Below are 16,702 nucleotides of genomic sequence, written 5' to 3' on the forward strand. Positions count from 1 at the left end.
TACCTGTACTATCTATTATAGTTTAAATTTTGCCACCAAAGAATTTAATTTTACTGCCAGCTCGGATAGACTATCACTGGCACCTGCAATTTCTTCTACAGAGGCGGTTTGCTCCTCAGTAGCTGCAGAAGCCTGTTCCGAAGCTGCTGCATTCTCTTCTGCAATAGCTGACAGACTTTCCAGATTTTCAATAATATCCTGTCTCATCAAATCCATCTCTTCTCCGGTATCCCTTAGCTCTTTTACTGCATTAATGGATTTTTCCATGGTTCTTGCAATAGAACTATATCTATCCTTACTGTTATTTACACTATTTACCTGTTCTGTAGATATTGTTGACACTCTTTGCATAGTATTTACAGCTTTACTAGCGTTGCTTTGCAATTCACTTACAATCTCATGAATTACTTTTGTTGAGCCGGAAGATTGTTCCGCCAGTTTTCTTATCTCTTCTGCAACTACTGCGAATCCTTTTCCTGCATCCCCTGCTCTTGCTGCCTCTATGGCAGCATTTAAAGATAATAAATTGGTTTGTGCAGCAATGGATTCTATTACATTGCTTGCTTCTCCAATTTTATCAGAACTTTCATTTGTTTGCATAATAACCTGATAAATTTCATCAATTGCAAGAGTACTTTCTTCTGTTATTTTGCTTAAAGAATCAATTTCTTTTAACCCTTCTGCTACTACATCTGTCACTCTGTTGGATGCAGAATGTACATTACCAATATAACTTTGTACTTTTTGAATTGTTGTTCCTAATTGGGATGCCTTTAAAGTACCCTGTTCCGTATGCTTTGCCTGTTCTGTAGCTCCCTGGGCTATTTCTTCTACTGTTTTTGCCACTTCCTGAGCTGCATTGGCAGTTTGTTGGGACGTTGCGGTCAGTTCCTCGGAAGCTGCTGCCATTTGGTCGGAAGAAAGATTAATTTCTCCGATGATATTTCTAAGCCCTTCCGTTATCTTTTGCAGTGCTCTTGCTAGGTTTCCCATTTCATCATTTCTGGATAAATATTTTTTATCCACATCTTCCCTTAAATCCAAATCAGTAATTTTACCTGCATATTCAACAGTTTTTATAATGGGGTTTGTAATAGAACTTCCAATTACATAAGTAAGAAGGATACTTATAGCAAGAACAATAACTGCAACCAACATGATGGATCTTTGCAATTCAGGTATTTTACTTAATAGCTCATTCTCTGCTGCAACCAGTATAAATGTCCAGTCTGTTCCTTCAATTACTGAGTATCCAGCGTATAGCCTGTTTTCGTTAAGGGTATACGTAGTCGTACCTTCTTTTTTTGATAACATTTCTTTCACCGCTTCTGCTGTAGAAGAAACGGTTTTGTCATTCTTTACTTCATCCATTGCATTATACTGTTTGAAAACCAGATCCGTATCTGGATGTCCAATAACAGTACCTTCTTTATTGATTATATAACTATAGCCAGTTTCGCCATATCCAATATCCTCTGCTATCTTGCTTAGTGAGGTTCCGTCACTGCGGCCTAATAATGCAGCAACTACCTTTCCATCCCGTTTAACCGGAACTACCTGTACTAATACCAGCTCTCCTGTTTCCACACTGACCGTAAAATCAATACTGTTGGCACTTCCATTAAATACATTCATTAAATTACTTGATTTATTCAGCTGGGCTGTATTTCCGCTTGAAAATTGTATGTGTCCGTCTGAATGCAATATCCCCATTTCTTCAAATTCAGATTCTTTTAGTAATGCTGTAAGTATGGGCTGCTGCATTGTCCATTCCATACCCTTAATTTCATCCAATTTTGCCATTGCTTCTAAAACATCAGTACCTGTTTTCAACCGGCTGCTTTCCAGTTTGGCCGAATTTTCTGCCAGAGTTGTTATGGCGTCTTTTGCTTCATTAATTACAATGTCACTGGATATTTTCAATGCCAAATAACCTAAGGCAATTAATGATAATAATATTAAAGTAGTATAGTAAACAATTAATTTTGTTTTAATACTTTTGCTTATTCCCATATCATTACTTTTCTTTATCATTTTTATTTCCTCCCATTCCATATTACATCTTTTCCAGATGTAATCTCAAACCAAGAAATAGTACAAGGACTCCTAATTTGGTATCCTTTTACCGCATTTTTTTAATTTGTATATTTCCTGTCTAATTACCAGGTGTTAAATTACAGGCGAAACTACCGCATTGTTCCCTCCTTGTCAATATTTGATGAAATTTGTTATATAAGCAAATTTAAGAAATATTATAAAATACTTATGTAATATTTTGTACTAATGGAAAACAAATGTCATTGACATTGACATGACAAATTTCATAGTTATAATTGACATATACACACAAATGAATTACATTAATTCAATGATGGTCCAAACTTATATTTCTCAAAATAGAATACCGGTACGTGGTTTGATTTATATGAAATTTTTATTATTGAAAGGGAGTAATAATTTGTTTAATAAAATGACGTTTGGAAAATGCCTCAAATTATTACTTGCTACTTTAAATGTACCTATGAGTCACTTAGCCAAGGCTATCAATGTAGATAATTCTCTTGTCAGCCGTTGGGTTCATGAAAAAAGAATCCCCTCTTATGCTGCTTCTTACCTAGATAATATTGCTGAATATCTTTCCAGAAAAATCTTGAATACCTATCAGATTAAATTATTGGATGAACTTTATTACGATCTGATTGAGCATGATAATGTAAGGGAGATTACCAACAGTGAAAAAATACGTGCCTTATTATATAACTCCTTAAATTACTCCATAGAGTGTAAAAAAAAAGAAAAAACCGACGTTGCTAACACTTCAAAAAGTAGGAATCAAATATCCGTTAATGCCGGTATAATTGATACCCCTCAAACAAATATTGCAAATTCTGTTGATTTGTCCGGCAACGATAAATTAATTTATGGTATTTCCAATATTTTTTCTGCTGTCGTTGATTTATTGGAGATTGCAAGCAGACATAAGCGCCGGAATAATAATACTATATATTTTACTATGTGCAATTACTTTGATAATTCTTTTTTCTCTGAAAATAGAGTACTTTATATTCGAAAGCTGCTTCTAAAAGTCATTGAGAATGGTTGGAAGGTAAATTTTTTATTTCAGTTAGACAATAATATGGATCGAATACTGCGATTTATACATTTTTTACTGCCCATGGGAGGTACAGGCAATATTTACATCTATTATTTCAATAAATACGATATCTCTATGCCGGGTAAAGAAATGTATATTGTATCCGGAATCGGAGCTTTATCCTGTTATCCGGCCGGTCAAAGTATGGTAATCAATTGCGGATTTTATATTAGAAACAAATCAGCAATTGATGTGTTTACAAATTACATAAACTTACTTATTCAAAATAATACTTATAGTGCTATAAAGTATTATCCGAAAGACATGAACGAAGAATATCACCGATCTTTATCAGAAATTATAGGAAAACCCGGTAATCAATTTGATTATAATAGTGATTTTAGTATGTACTATTTATCAGAGAAATTGTATAGAAAATTTCTTTGGAAGACAGAGCTTTCTCAGCAAGAAAAATTATTGTCCTTACAATATTATAAAAAGCAATGGGGCGGTATTATTGCAAATCTGGAGAATCATAAATATAACAGTATCTGCTTTTCCGAATCCCTTGAACTTTTAATGAATGATCAAATTCTTTGTCTCTATACTTATTCCGGAGTTGAAAAAGTAAAATTGGGTGTTCAGGATATGATTGAGTATCTGAAGCATGTGATTCATTTTATTATGACCTATGATAACTTTCATGTAGCCGTTATATTTCAGGATACTAACTTAGTGAAAAACAATGGAAGCAGTTATATAATTAAAGAAAGAAGGGCCGTTTATTTTGATTCCTTTGGTTCTTTTGAAAGTACATCAGAAGTACGCTTGTCCATTGAAGAACCTATGACTGTGAAGGCTTTTACAGAATATTTTAATATGATTTGGGATAAGATTTCCCCTGTTAATAAAGATAAAGACGAAATCGTTACATGGCTGCAGTCTTATATTACTATATTAGATAAAAAAAAATAAAAGGTTATGTTCTAAAACAATAAACTGTCATTCTGAGCCTTTTAGGCGGAATCTCATTATAAAATGAGATTCTTCCTGCATGAAATTCAGCAAGCTGAATTTACGGTCTCAGAATGACAGTTTATTGTTTACAACCATCTCGTTATGCTAATAAAATAAAGGATTCCCTATATAAAAATCTTCCATTCTAGCTTATCATTCCTCCTAACATCCCGCTAAACAGGCAAATCATTAACACAGTCATGGTCCTTCCTGCCTCAATTCCGGCTAAAGTATTTCCCAGAATGGAAACAAACAATAGTATGATAAAATACAATCCACCCATTAACAATCCCCATAGAAATCTCTTTTGCTCCACATGCTTACCAAGTAAGAAGCCTCCTACAAAACAGGATAAAATATAAGTTAATATGATACCCCCACTTAATATCCCATTGGATAAGTCTAATTTTAGCATGAGAAAGGATAATAACAGCAATAGAATTCCGGTTGCTATGTAAGAGATCACCAAATCTTTTAGTATAACAAGGGCCTTCGAATTCCGATGCAATACTTTGTCCATATAACTCCTCCATAATGATTATATTGTAATATATTATCATAGTTGGACTAATATTCTTATCTTGACAAAGTATTATATCATATCTTCATTGTATGATTATTCACTTGTCCAAAAAGGCAATTAGTGCTATACTCTACACTAATATATTTCTAATTAGAAATATAGAATAGACAATATTGTTGAGAAACTATTCAGTACATTAGAAAAGGAAGTGATTCCATGAAATATATTGATTTACATGTTCATTCCACTGCATCGGACGGAACTCTCACCCCGGAAGAAGTAGTACAATCAGCAGTTGAAAGCCAATTGTCAGCCTTTGCTTTAACCGACCATGATACCTTGGCAGGTATAAAAGCTGCACAGGCGGCAGCCAGACAAACAGCCGAAAAGGGCAATTCAATTGAAGTAATTCCCGGAACTGAGATCTCTGCGGCATATGATAAAAAAGATATTCATATTCTTGGTTTATTTGTTGATCCGGATAATCAAGTTCTAAATAAGGAATTAAACAATGCCCGGTTAGAAAGAGATAGGAGAAATGAAAAAATGGCTTCTAATCTTCAAAGGGCGGGTATTGATATTACAGTCGAAAAAATGCGTGAAGCTGACAGGGACGCTGTTCTTACCAGAGCACATTTTGCCAAGTACATGGTTGCCCACGGATACGTAAAAACAAATCAGGATGCCTTTACCAAATATCTTAACTCCGACAGGCCTTACTATGTTCCCAGAGAATATCTTAAGCCGGAAGAAGCTATTGAGCTGATTCATCAGGCCGGGGGCCTTGCCATTCTGGCACACCCTCTTTTATATAAACTTTCTTTGGAAGGTGTGGAAAAACTGGTAGCTTATTTAGTGGATTTTGATCTGGATGGTTTGGAAACTATTTATTCCGCTAATATGGGTTTTGATGAAGGACGTTTAAGACATATTGCCAATAAATATAATCTGGCCATAACCGGCGGTTCTGATTTCCACGGCGCTGCAAAACCAAATATTAAATTAGGCGTGGGAAAGGGAAATATCCGGGTACCCTACTCCATATTGGAGGATCTGAAAGAAAAACTGAATTCAAGAATATAAATAACAACAAAAAGACCTTTCATCATGAGTATACCGTAATGCACCGTTGCTCAAGTTGAAAGGTCTTTTTCTTTACTATTTACTTTAAACTATTTTACTTTTTATTCCTTATCTGATTTCTCTGCTGACGCTGGTTTTTCAACTTCAACGATAGCTGCTTTTTTCATAGGAATACGGCAGTTTTTGTTATTACCAAATTCAACAATAACAACTTCATCCATAACATCAATAACTACACCGTAGAAGCCGCTTGAAGTAAGTACACTGTCGCCATCTTGAATTGTAGATAATAATGCCATATGCTCTTTTTGCTGTTTCTTTTGGGGACGTATAGTCATAAAATAAATCAACGCACCCATAGCTATAATCCAGATTAGCATTATCCAAGGTGAACTGGCAACTGGAGCACCCTCTGTTAAAAATAATAAATTATTCATAAAAATAATTCCTCCTAATATTTGTGTTTATATTATGCTTCACCTTCGGCAAAGCCTTCTAACTTAGCTTTTTTATACTCTTTATATCTCTTTTCTTCGATGGCATTACGGATTTCCTCCATCATGTTATTATAAAAATACAAGTTATGCATTACAAGTAACCGTAATCCCAGCATTTCTTTTGCTTTCAGCAGATGCCTGATATAAGCTCTGCTATAATGCTTACAGGCCGGACACTGACACCCTTCTTCAATTGGTCTATCATCTAATTCATACCTTGCATTCATTAGATTCATTTTACCATGATTAGTATATGCATGTCCATGTCTTCCATTTCTGGAAGGATATACACAGTCAAAGAAATCTACGCCTCTATCCACTGCTTCCAGAATATTCGCAGGTGTTCCAACTCCCATTAAATAAGTTGGCTTTTCTAAAGGAAGATATGGTACTGTCTCCTCAATAATACGGTACATTTCTTCATGGCTCTCACCTACAGCCAAACCACCAAGAGCATAACCATCCAGATCAAGGTCTGTAATCCGTTTGGCATGTTCGATTCGAATATCCTCAAAAGTTCCACCCTGATTAATACCAAATAACATCTGGTTCCTGTTAATGGTATCCTCCAAAGAATTCAGACGCTTCATCTCTTTCTTGCAACGCTCCAGCCATCTGGTAGTTCGATCCACAGAATTCTGCATATATTCTCTGGTGGCAGGATGGGGCGGACATTCATCAAAAGCCATAGCTATGGTAGAAGCCAAATTAGATTGAATCTGCATACTTTCTTCTGGCCCCATAAAGATTTTACTTCCATCTATATGAGAATTAAAGTAAACACCTTCTTCTTTGATTTTTCTAAGGCCAGCCAAAGAAAACACTTGAAAACCACCTGAGTCCGTTAGAATAGGTTTGTCCCACACCATAAATTTATGGAGTCCCCCAAGCTTTTTAATCACTTTATCACCAGTTCTTACATGTAAATGATAGGTATTGGATAATTCCACCTGGGTTTTTAATTGTTGTAGATCTGTTGTTGAAACTGCTCCTTTAATAGCTGCTACTGTTCCAACATTCATAAATACCGGTGTCTGAATTGTGCCATGAACGGTATGGAATTCACCGCGCTTTGCATTACCGTCTCTGCATATTAATTTGTACATATATCTCAACCTTCTGTTTATTAAATAATTTTTATTATATAATTTAATTTATATATTTTGATTTATATATTTTGATTATATATTTTGATTATATTTTCATTCATTATAAAAACCATATATTATAAAATTATCAATCACTAATGTTACAAGTATACCTTTATTATATTCTATTTTCAATAAGAATTTTTAAACTATTTAAAATTTCACAAAAAACCATGTTATTCTTCCATTGCTTTGTTGCAATTTCCCATTTTAGTTGGTAAAATATATAAGATGTACGGCTTAAATTATCATAAAAATTCTACGAAAGAAGATTCCTATGTCAATTAAAAATACTTTTAGAAAAACTTTAATATTGTTTTCCATAGTTCCCATTATCATTGTATCTGTTGTTGCTTATTACTTTATCACAAGAAAACTTATATCCGTAACAACAGATAATTTACAACAACTTGCTGAAACTAACAGCAATGGCTTGGATGCATTAATTGAAACACAACGAACGGAAGTGGACCTTCTTTCTATTCAAAATGAATTATACCATTTTACTTCCCTGAGTAACACATCTTCCTTAATAAACACTTCCTTTTTTATGGATGCTTATAAAGATGCCTATGATTTGTTGCAGCAGCGCAATAAACTAAATCCTTCCTGCGAAAGAATCACCGTCTATAATGCCGGCAAAGAAGTAGTAGCCTGCTCAAAAGAGGAATATGTAGGCCTGGATGCATCTGATAATTTAACTCTCTACTACATCGGTGCAACCGGCAGAACTGCTTATGGCGTAAGCGGTCTCATTAAACATGTAGATAAGAATAATAAAATAGATTATTATATAGAAATTGGTTCCCCCATATTAGGAAAATCATCCGATGACCTGCCTATTATAGGTTATGTGGTGAATACCATTAGTATATCCTATTTTGATGACTTCCTTAAATCCATTGAAATGGGAGATACCGGCTTTGGCCAGATTCTTGATAAAGGCGGTAAAATAATTTATCATCCAAATTCTGATTTAATCGGGAAAGATGTTAATTCTGAGAAACTGAGTAACATTATCAACAATTACTATTCCGGTACTATATCAAAAAGTGGAGCTTTCAATTTATATCATAATGGCTCTGAAAAGGGGTACGGTTATAGCGTAATACCAAAACTAAACTGGGTTCTTGTTGTACAGCAGGATGTTTCCGAAATGATCGATCTGGCGAACATTATTATATATGTACTTGCTTTGACTATGATTGTTTTAATGATTGTAGTAATTGCCGTAAGTTCCTCTATATCCAAAGCATTTACTGACCCTATAATTGAATTAAAAGACGTTATGATGGCAGCTGCAGAAGGAAACCTTGAGATTCAGTCTAATATAAGATTGAAAAATGAATTAGGGGAGCTATCCAGAATATTCAATAAAATGATTCATATTATCAGAGGTAATTATAATGATTTATCTGCAATGCACGAAGAATTACTCACCAATGAGGAAGAACTTAGAGTTAATTATGAGCATATTGAATACTTGGCATACCATGATGTGCTGACTAAACTTCCTAATAAGATGTCATTTATAGAAAAAGTGAGTAAAATTCTGGATGCCTCTGCGGAAACGGAACAAATTCATGCCATTTATTTTGTGGATTTGGATAATTTTAAAACTATTAACGATACCCTTGGCCATGATTATGGCGACCAGTTATTGGAGCAAACCGCAGAACAGCTGATTAATTTAGCAGGCCCAAATGATATTGTAGCAAGGGCAGGTGGAGATGAATTCCTGCTTTTCCGCAAAAATTTGCAATCCAGAGAAGATGCCGGGGATTTTGCTGCAAAGGTTATCAGTTCTTTTAAAGACCCCTTTAATTTAAATGGGGAAATTGCTCATATTTCTATGAGTATGGGTATAGCTTTATACCCCAATAACGGCGTTCATATTAATGCATTAATTAAAAATGCAGATATTGCAATGTATAGGTCTAAAGATACCGGAAAGAACAAATTCACCATGTTCTGCCGTAACATGGAAGAAGAATTAAGCCGTAATGCACAGATTCTTGAAATTTTACGAAGCGCCATCAGCAGTAAGGAAGTTTATGTAAAATATCAGCCTCAGTATAATATTAGTACCAATACAATAACCGGTTTTGAAGCATTAATGCGAATTAACAATTCTAAATTAGGCAATATTTCACCCGCTGAATTTATACCGATTGCGGAAGAAAGCGGATTAATCATCGGTTTAGGAGAATGGATCTTAAGAGAAGCCTGCACCTTTAATAAGAGTTTATTAGATCAGGGCTTTACCCCTTGTATTGTTTCAGTAAATATATCAACTGTTCAAATTAATCATCCGGATTTTGTGAGTATGGTAGACAGTGTACTGAAAGAAACCAATTTACCTCCTCAATATTTGGAACTTGAAATAACAGAAAGCACTTTAGTTTCTTCTTTAATCGATGCCACTATTTTATTAAGTAATCTGCAGAATTTGGGTGTTCATGTATCTTTAGATGATTTCGGAACAGGATATTCCTCCCTGAATTATCTTACAACCATACCAATTAATACATTAAAGATAGATAAGTCTTTCGTAGATAATATAAGTAAGAATGATAAGGATGCCTGTATAGCGGATGCAATTATTCAGCTTGCACATAGTATACAGGTAGATGTAATTGCTGAAGGTGTTGAACACGAAGAACAGTTAATTGTCTTAAAGAAAAAGAATTGTGACATTGTGCAGGGCTACATATTCAGTAAACCTTTATTACCATCTGCTCTCATAAACTTATTAAAGAATACATAGATACTAAGGTATCCTATGATAAAAGGAGAGGTATTCCTGAAACTCTTAAAGAAGCAAATATGTCAGATATGTAATATTATTCATTAGGGGTTATAGCAACTTGATACTGTATATGGATTGTAATATCATTATGAACTCTATTCTGTATATCTAATTCTGTTTTGCTACAGCCCCTTTTTTTCAAATTATTTTTATTGATGAATAATTAATACTAAAAAGTTTTAATTATTTTTCTTGACAATTCATACAATTCATTGTAATATATAAAGGCAGTTGAAATTCTAGGGGATTGGTCAAATGGTATGACAAGGGTCTCCAAAACCTTTAGTGGGAGTTCGATTCTCTCATCCCCTGTTTAACACTATCCAATTGGATAGTGTTTTTTTATTAGGTATTTGGAACGAATACCTGATAATACCCTTGAGGATATCCGCAAATTGGACATATTTCCGGAGCACATAACCCTCCCATAATATTACCGCAGTTGGTACAAATCCATAGGGTTTCTTCCGGTTTACAAAATACTTGATTCTGTTCAATTAAAGTTGCAAAATACCGGAATGTCACTTCCATATTTATTTCAATATTCGCAATTCCGTCAAATAAGGCTGCAATTAGGTCATAACCTTCTTCTCTGGCTGTCTGGGCATACTCCCGATACACATTACTACCTTCATTTTCTTCCGAAGTTGAGGATTCTAACAAATTGGTTAATGTATCCGGCAGTTGAAAATTATTCATTAACCTTAAAAAAATAACAGCATGTTCCCGTTCATGATGGGTTGCAATGTCAAATATATTTCCAATTTGTATATATTCTTCTAACCTGGCTTGCTGAGCATATATTGCATACTTCGTACTGGAAATTGCTTCTCTATCAAAAGCACTTTGTAAATTTGTATATGTCCTGCTTTGCTGAAAATCCATAATATAACCATACTCCTTTCAAAGTCTGGAGACTTTGTGCCAGCACAATTCTCCGGTTGAAAGAATAATATTCTTTCAACCTTTCTCCTCAAATCTATATACCTTTTATTTGTTATATCTTATGATTTTCATTTATTTTTTATGTTATAGTATTCCATAGGCCCATTTTAATTATTATTTGTGATACATGATTTGTTCTATTTTGGTTAAACTATCACTGAGGTGATAATTATGTCATATGTTGCTCCTGCTTTAAGGGAAAAATTCGAGACCCTTTCAATAGATTTACAGGATGCTATCTTAGAAAGAAATGTTCAGTTATATACCATTCATGACTTAATTCATGTCTTGGAAGAAATTGTGGCCGAGGAAGAAACCCAGCCTCAGACATAAAACAAGAAAATAAGCTGTCATTGGGAGGGTAAATTTAGTATAACTGCTGAATTTACCCTCCCAATGACAGCTTATTGTTTTCCTGCATAGGTTTTACTTATTAACTGCCCTATTATATTTTAATTTGCATTTGATAACATCAATTATTTCTCTCTGATTTGCTATTTCATGCTCAATGTCTCTGGATACCTGATTAGAAATATTAGCAGCTTCTAATATAGGTTTCATTATTTCTTTTCCTTCATTGGATTGCAGAACTTCCAAAGAATGAAAACCTTCCTTTATTATATTTAGTAACATATCCGAACTGTTTATTGCATCATAGGCTTTCATTTCTATGATAAGCTGGCTGGCCTCTAATTCTTCCAGTATTGATTTTAAGCTATGAAAATATTCTTTAGAACCTTCCTTTATTGTTTCTTTATGTAATGGTACCCCCACAACTTTTCCTCCCTTGGTAATATAGATATCTATTTTAACAGGCTTAAAATCTCCCGAATGTTTCTAATACCGATTAATTTGATCTTAGGATTTTTTATAGTTTCTTTATTCACCTGAGGTAGTATACAAGTTTCATACCCCAGCTTCGCCGCTTCTATAACCCTCTGTTCCGGCATATTTACCGCTCTTACCTCACCTGTTAAGCCTACCTCTCCAAAACATAATGTTTTGCTGTCTAACTCTTTATTTTTGTAGCTGGACAGTATGGCCAGTACAATGGCCAAATCAAGGGCAGGTTCATATATTCTCATACCACCGGCAACATTGATATATGCATCCATACCGGACATATGAACACCTAGCCGTTTTTCTATTACTGCCATTAAAAGATTTACTCTATTGTAGTCCGTTCCTGCTGCAGTTCTTTTTGGCATATTAAAATTTGTCTGGCAGATAAGAGCTTGGACTTCCACTAAGATGGTCCTTGTGCCTTCTAAAGATGCTGCTACCACAGATCCCGGTTCTCCCTCCGGTTTTCCTTGCAGCATATATTCGGAAGGGTTACTGACTTCTGCCAATCCCTCATTCCTCATTTCAAATACACCAATTTCATTGGTGGAGCCAAAACGATTCTTTACTGCCCGGAGGATACGGTAAGAAGCAGAATTATCCCCTTCGAAATATAATACTGTATCTACCATATGTTCCAGTACTCTGGGGCCGGCAACTACACCTTCTTTGGTAACATGTCCAACGATAAAGATGGATATACCTAAACCTTTTCCGATTCTCATTAAGGTTCCTGTTGTCTCTCTTACCTGACTTACGCTGCCGGGAGCTGCACCTATATCTTCTTTAAACATAGTTTGAATGGAGTCTATGATTACAATTTCGGGTGACAGTTTCTGAATGGTATCTTCGATTCGGTCTAAATTGGTTTCACTAAGTAAAAGCAATTCACCTTCAAATTTACCTAATCTTTCTGCACGCATTTTTATTTGCTTTAAGGATTCTTCACCGGAAATATATAATAATTTATGTCCTTTGGCTGATAATTCACGGCACATCTGTAAGAGTAAAGTAGATTTACCGATACCCGGATCCCCTCCAACCAATACTAAAGAGCCAATTACAATCCCGCCTCCCAGCACTCTGTCGAATTCTCCGATTCCGGTGTTTATTCTTTCCTCTTGTGTTGTTGTAACCTTTGATAATAATTGGGGTTCCGTATACTTCATACCAGCATTGGAATATGTTATTTTTTTCACTATCGGTTCTTCTATAAATGTATCCCACTGTTTGCACCCTGGGCATTGTCCCATCCATTTGGAGGATTCATAGCCGCATTCTTTACAGTAGAATACTGTCTTACTTTTTGCCATAGTTATCTCCTGTTTCTTAGGTTATGTATGAAAAATGCTTACACTATGAATGGATAGTATGGAGCAAGTCTTCAAACATCCTGGTTTCCTTGGGTTTTACAAAATAATTCCATTGTTATTAATATATATCTAAAAGGCGTATTGTGTCAATAAAAAAAGAACTGTTCAGGGCAAATACAGCCCCAAACAGTTCCAAATTCCTATACAGGATATTTTAAAGTTTTACTACCCTTACTTCTGAACCTTTATTTGCGCCTAATTCCACACTAAGCACCAATTTACCGCCTAGATTCGTTTTCATCTTTCCTATATTGGTGTCATCAATATACACTTTATACTCTTTCTCTGCTTCCAGCTCTAAAGTTATTTGTGTATCCTCAAAACCTTCTACAGCGAAACTAACTTCTCTATCAGTTATACTTAAGTTCTTTACTGCTGTTCCCGGAACGGACTCATAAACGAACAGACCATTCTTTTCAAGCTTAGTAATTTCCTTAAATGTTTTAACTTTGTAAAGATCTCCTGCATGTTCAAAATCAGATACTTTTGATTTTTCCTCAAGGGTGTAATTGCCAAAACTTATTGTCCCATTACCTTCTTTGCGAATTAATTCTTCGATAACTGCCATCCTTAAACCCTCCTAGTTTCATTAAATACTTATTAAGTCCTCACACTTTTGAATGGAACATTTCTCATTAAGTTCGTTGAACCAGTTCTATAAACAGGCTTGTAGAACAGTTTCTAAGAACCTAATCATATTATACAATATTTTGCTGACATTATCTATAAAGAAATAAATTATTTTCTTGAAATTTTAATTTCCTTGTCAACAAGTGTAACCTGGGCAGTATCACCACTTTTAATGTTTCCGTCCAATACTTCTTCTGCAAGTTTGTCTTCAATATTGTTTTGTATAGCCCTTCTAAGGGGTCTTGCACCAAATTTCTCATCAAATCCCACTTCAGCAATATGATCCATTATCTCCTCCTGAATATCCAAATGGATATTCATTTGTTGCTCAGATCTCTTGGTAATGGATTTTAACATAATTCTGACGATGCTCTTAATATTTTCTTTGGTTAAGGAGTGGAAAACAATTATTTCATCAATTCTATTAATGAATTCAGGTTTAAAGATCCGTTTTACCTCATCCATAACGCTATCTTTCATTTTCTTATAATCTTCTTTTTCATCAATTACAGAGGTAAATCCTAATCGTTTTGGCGAAATAATATTCTGTGCACCTGCATTGGAGGTCATAATAATAATTGTATTTTTAAAACTTACTCTTCTTCCCTGAGCATCTGTAATATGCCCATCGTCTAAAACTTGAAGTAAAATATTGAATACATCTGGATGAGCTTTTTCTACCTCATCAAACAGAATCACAGAATAAGGGTTTTGTCTTACTTTTTCACTAAGCTGTCCCCCTTCATCATAGCCTACATATCCCGGAGGTGATCCAATTAGCTTTGAAACACTATGTTTTTCCATATATTCTGACATATCTACACGAATCATGGAATTCTCACTTCCAAACATAGCCTCTGCCAATGCTTTGGAAAGTTCTGTTTTACCCACACCGGTTGGTCCAAGGAATAAGAAAGAACCAATTGGTCTGTTAGGATCTTTTAACCCTACACGTCCTCTGCGGATAGCTTTGGACACTGCAGTGACAGCTTCTTCCTGTCCTATTACTCTTTCATGTAAGATATTCTCTAAGTTTCTTAATCTTTCTGTCTCTTCTTCTGCTAATTTCTTAACCGGTATCTTAGTCCAGCTGGAAATAATATCTGCAATTTCATTTTCACCAACTACCAATTCACTTGCCTGTTTTTCTTTCTCAGTCTGTACCTTTAACATGTTAATTTTATTCGTGATTTCTTCCTGCTGTTTTTTAATCTCACCGGCTTTTTCATAAGCTTCTGCTTTGATTGCTTCTTCTTTTTCTTCATCCAGCTTTTCTAATTCCTGTTCTAATTCTTTCACCTCAGGAGAAGTTATAAAACTGCTTAGACGTACTTTAGAAGCAGCTTCATCCATCAAATCAATGGCTTTGTCAGGAAGATAACGGTCATTAATATATCTGCTGGACATTTTAACGGCTGCTGTTAAGGCTTCATCGGTAATTTTTACTTTATGATGGGCTTCATAACTATCTCTTAAACCATTTAATATCTGAATGGCTTCCTCTTCGGAAGGTTCCTCTACCACAACCGGTTGGAAACGTCGCTCAAGTGCAGCATCTTTCTCAATATACTTACGGTATTCTTCCCTTGTTGTTGCTCCGATTAGCTGTAATTCGCCTCTCGCTAAGGATGGTTTTAGTATATTGGAAGCATCAATGGCACCTTCTGCACCACCGGCACCAATAATGGTATGAATCTCATCGATAAATAGTAATACATTACCGTCATTCATTACTTCACTTATTACTTTCTTAATACGTTCTTCAAATTCACCTCTGTATTTGGAACCGGCAACCATTCCGGACAAATCTAAGGTCAATACTCGTTTATCTTTGATGATCTCAGGTATATTTCCTTCTACAATTTTAATTGCAAGGCCTTCTGCAATAGCCGTTTTACCAACACCCGGTTCACCTACTAAACATGGATTGTTCTTAGTTCTTCTGCTTAAAATCTGTATTACACGCTGGATTTCATTTTCTCTTCCAATAACAGGGTCTAATTTTCCTTCTCTAGCATATTCCGTTAAATCTCTGCTGTATTGATCAAGAGTAGGTGTATTGGATTTGGCTTTTGACTTGTTCTTATTCGCAGCATACTCATTCTTAGCAGTACCCATATCTGCACCAATTGCAGTTAGAATGTCAATATATAATTTTTGAATATTAATTCCCAATGTATTTAGTAAACGCACTGCGATACAGTCGGATTCTTTTAACAATGCAATTAAAATATGCTCCGTACCCACTAATTGGGCTTTTAGACGTACCGCTTCTCTGTAACTTTGGTCAAGAATACGTTTTGATCTGGGTGTAAATCCGTCCACTTCCAATACTTCCGTAGACGAATTGGGCGCAATTAATTGATTTACCAGTTCTATCACTTTATCCTTCTCTACACCATTTTTCTCTAAAATTTTTGATGCTACACCATCTGCTTCTAATAATCCAATTAGCAGATGTTCTGTTCCCACATAATTATGAGACAGTTTATATGCAGTTTCTGTTGCAGCTGTTATGGCTGCTTTTGCATTTTCAGTAAACTTATCGTTCATAGTAATCCTCCATATTTCCAATGCCTGCGAATTTGGCGCAAACACAATATTTTTAAAGGGAATTGTTTCAATTCACTTTGTGAAAAATCTTAATTTTTCATAACTCCTGTCGATCTTGTGACCATTGGTTATACAGTTTTTGTAACCAATTAGGCAGGGATATTGACCTGCCCGAACCGACAACTAT

Annotated in this window: 13 protein-coding genes and 1 tRNA gene; 5 read left to right on the forward strand and 9 right to left on the reverse strand. The window is 35.0% G+C overall.

Going from position 1 to position 16,702, the window contains the following annotated elements:
* Window positions 1-15 precede the first annotated feature (15 nt).
* A complete protein-coding gene (locus BM183_RS01845; RefSeq protein WP_242960805.1) occupies window positions 16-2,034 on the reverse strand; it encodes a methyl-accepting chemotaxis protein in 2,019 nt (672 codons plus the stop codon).
* A 424-nt stretch (window positions 2,035-2,458) separates the two neighbouring features.
* On the opposite strand from BM183_RS01845, the gene BM183_RS01850 reads away from it, so the two are divergent.
* Window positions 2,459-4,069 (forward strand): helix-turn-helix domain-containing protein, encoded by a 1,611-nt coding sequence (locus tag BM183_RS01850; protein ID WP_170847856.1) that lies wholly within the window; start codon window positions 2,459-2,461, stop codon window positions 4,067-4,069.
* A gap of 187 nt (window positions 4,070-4,256) precedes the next feature.
* Here BM183_RS01850 and BM183_RS01855 read toward each other — a convergent pair whose 3' ends face one another.
* Window positions 4,257-4,631 (reverse strand): TIGR04086 family membrane protein, encoded by a 375-nt coding sequence (locus tag BM183_RS01855; RefSeq protein ID WP_091684036.1) that lies wholly within the window; start codon window positions 4,629-4,631, stop codon window positions 4,257-4,259.
* A gap of 219 nt (window positions 4,632-4,850) precedes the next feature.
* On the opposite strand from BM183_RS01855, the gene BM183_RS01860 reads away from it, so the two are divergent.
* A complete protein-coding gene (locus tag BM183_RS01860) occupies window positions 4,851-5,717 on the forward strand; it encodes a PHP domain-containing protein (RefSeq protein ID WP_091684038.1) in 867 nt (288 codons plus the stop codon).
* A 101-nt stretch (window positions 5,718-5,818) separates the two neighbouring features.
* Here BM183_RS01860 and yajC read toward each other — a convergent pair whose 3' ends face one another.
* Window positions 5,819-6,154 carry a preprotein translocase subunit YajC gene (yajC, locus tag BM183_RS01865; RefSeq protein WP_091684040.1) on the reverse strand — a complete coding sequence of 112 codons (336 nt, stop codon included), beginning with the start codon at window positions 6,152-6,154 and terminating at the stop codon, window positions 5,819-5,821.
* A gap of 32 nt (window positions 6,155-6,186) precedes the next feature.
* Window positions 6,187-7,320: a tRNA guanosine(34) transglycosylase Tgt gene (gene tgt, locus BM183_RS01870; RefSeq protein ID WP_091684042.1), complete on the reverse strand. Its 1,134-nt coding sequence runs from the start codon at window positions 7,318-7,320 to the stop codon at window positions 6,187-6,189.
* Window positions 7,321-7,639: 319 nt separating this feature from the next.
* Here tgt and BM183_RS01875 point away from each other — a divergent pair, with 319 nt between their 5' ends.
* Entirely contained in the window at window positions 7,640-10,129 is a 2,490-nt protein-coding gene (locus tag BM183_RS01875; RefSeq protein ID WP_091684044.1) for a bifunctional diguanylate cyclase/phosphodiesterase, read from the forward strand.
* 283 nt (window positions 10,130-10,412) lie between these two features.
* Window positions 10,413-10,483, forward strand: a tRNA-Trp gene (locus BM183_RS01880).
* A gap of 33 nt (window positions 10,484-10,516) precedes the next feature.
* On the opposite strand, the gene BM183_RS01885 is transcribed toward BM183_RS01880, so the two are convergent.
* Entirely contained in the window at window positions 10,517-11,056 is a 540-nt protein-coding gene (locus tag BM183_RS01885; protein ID WP_091684046.1) for a rubrerythrin family protein, read from the reverse strand.
* A 231-nt stretch (window positions 11,057-11,287) separates the two neighbouring features.
* Here BM183_RS01885 and BM183_RS20655 point away from each other — a divergent pair, with 231 nt between their 5' ends.
* Window positions 11,288-11,449 (forward strand): hypothetical protein, encoded by a 162-nt coding sequence (locus BM183_RS20655; RefSeq protein WP_170847857.1) that lies wholly within the window; start codon window positions 11,288-11,290, stop codon window positions 11,447-11,449.
* A gap of 93 nt (window positions 11,450-11,542) precedes the next feature.
* Here BM183_RS20655 and BM183_RS01890 read toward each other — a convergent pair whose 3' ends face one another.
* The 4 genes from BM183_RS01890 to BM183_RS01905 all read right to left on the reverse strand — a co-directional run bounded on the left by BM183_RS01890 (window position 11,543) and on the right by BM183_RS01905 (window position 16,515).
* A complete protein-coding gene (locus BM183_RS01890) occupies window positions 11,543-11,890 on the reverse strand; it encodes a hypothetical protein (protein WP_091684048.1) in 348 nt (115 codons plus the stop codon).
* Between the two features lie 29 nt (window positions 11,891-11,919).
* Window positions 11,920-13,272, reverse strand: coding sequence for a DNA repair protein RadA (gene radA, locus BM183_RS01895; RefSeq protein ID WP_091684050.1), 1,353 nt, complete (start codon window positions 13,270-13,272; stop codon window positions 11,920-11,922).
* A gap of 214 nt (window positions 13,273-13,486) precedes the next feature.
* Window positions 13,487-13,900 carry an endosialidase gene (locus BM183_RS01900; RefSeq protein ID WP_091684052.1) on the reverse strand — a complete coding sequence of 138 codons (414 nt, stop codon included), beginning with the start codon at window positions 13,898-13,900 and terminating at the stop codon, window positions 13,487-13,489.
* A gap of 170 nt (window positions 13,901-14,070) precedes the next feature.
* Window positions 14,071-16,515, reverse strand: coding sequence for an ATP-dependent Clp protease ATP-binding subunit (locus tag BM183_RS01905; protein WP_091684054.1), 2,445 nt, complete (start codon window positions 16,513-16,515; stop codon window positions 14,071-14,073).
* Between the last annotated feature and the right edge of the window lie 187 nt (window positions 16,516-16,702).

The sequence above is a fragment of the Anaerocolumna aminovalerica genome (assembly GCF_900115365.1).
Taxonomy (GTDB): Bacteria; Bacillota; Clostridia; order Lachnospirales; family Lachnospiraceae; genus Anaerocolumna; species Anaerocolumna aminovalerica.

What these genes read in the sequence shown, in the direction of transcription:
- yajC (WP_091684040.1), bottom strand. Translation starts at nt 6,154, where the DNA reads ATGAATAATTTATTATTTTTAACAGAGGGTGCTCCAGTTGCCAGTTCA.
- BM183_RS01900 (WP_091684052.1), bottom strand. Translation starts at nt 13,900, where the DNA reads ATGGCAGTTATCGAAGAATTAATTCGCAAAGAAGGTAATGGGACAATA.
- BM183_RS01845 (WP_242960805.1), bottom strand. Translation starts at nt 2,034, where the DNA reads ATGATAAAGAAAAGTAATGATATGGGAATAAGCAAAAGTATTAAAACA.
- BM183_RS01905 (WP_091684054.1), bottom strand. Translation starts at nt 16,515, where the DNA reads ATGAACGATAAGTTTACTGAAAATGCAAAAGCAGCCATAACAGCTGCA.
- BM183_RS01860 (WP_091684038.1), top strand. Translation starts at nt 4,851, where the DNA reads ATGAAATATATTGATTTACATGTTCATTCCACTGCATCGGACGGAACT.
- BM183_RS01885 (WP_091684046.1), bottom strand. Translation starts at nt 11,056, where the DNA reads ATGGATTTTCAGCAAAGCAGGACATATACAAATTTACAAAGTGCTTTT.
- radA (WP_091684050.1), bottom strand. Translation starts at nt 13,272, where the DNA reads ATGGCAAAAAGTAAGACAGTATTCTACTGTAAAGAATGCGGCTATGAA.
- BM183_RS20655 (WP_170847857.1), top strand. Translation starts at nt 11,288, where the DNA reads ATGTCATATGTTGCTCCTGCTTTAAGGGAAAAATTCGAGACCCTTTCA.
- BM183_RS01855 (WP_091684036.1), bottom strand. Translation starts at nt 4,631, where the DNA reads ATGGACAAAGTATTGCATCGGAATTCGAAGGCCCTTGTTATACTAAAA.
- tgt (WP_091684042.1), bottom strand. Translation starts at nt 7,320, where the DNA reads ATGTACAAATTAATATGCAGAGACGGTAATGCAAAGCGCGGTGAATTC.
- BM183_RS01875 (WP_091684044.1), top strand. Translation starts at nt 7,640, where the DNA reads ATGTCAATTAAAAATACTTTTAGAAAAACTTTAATATTGTTTTCCATA.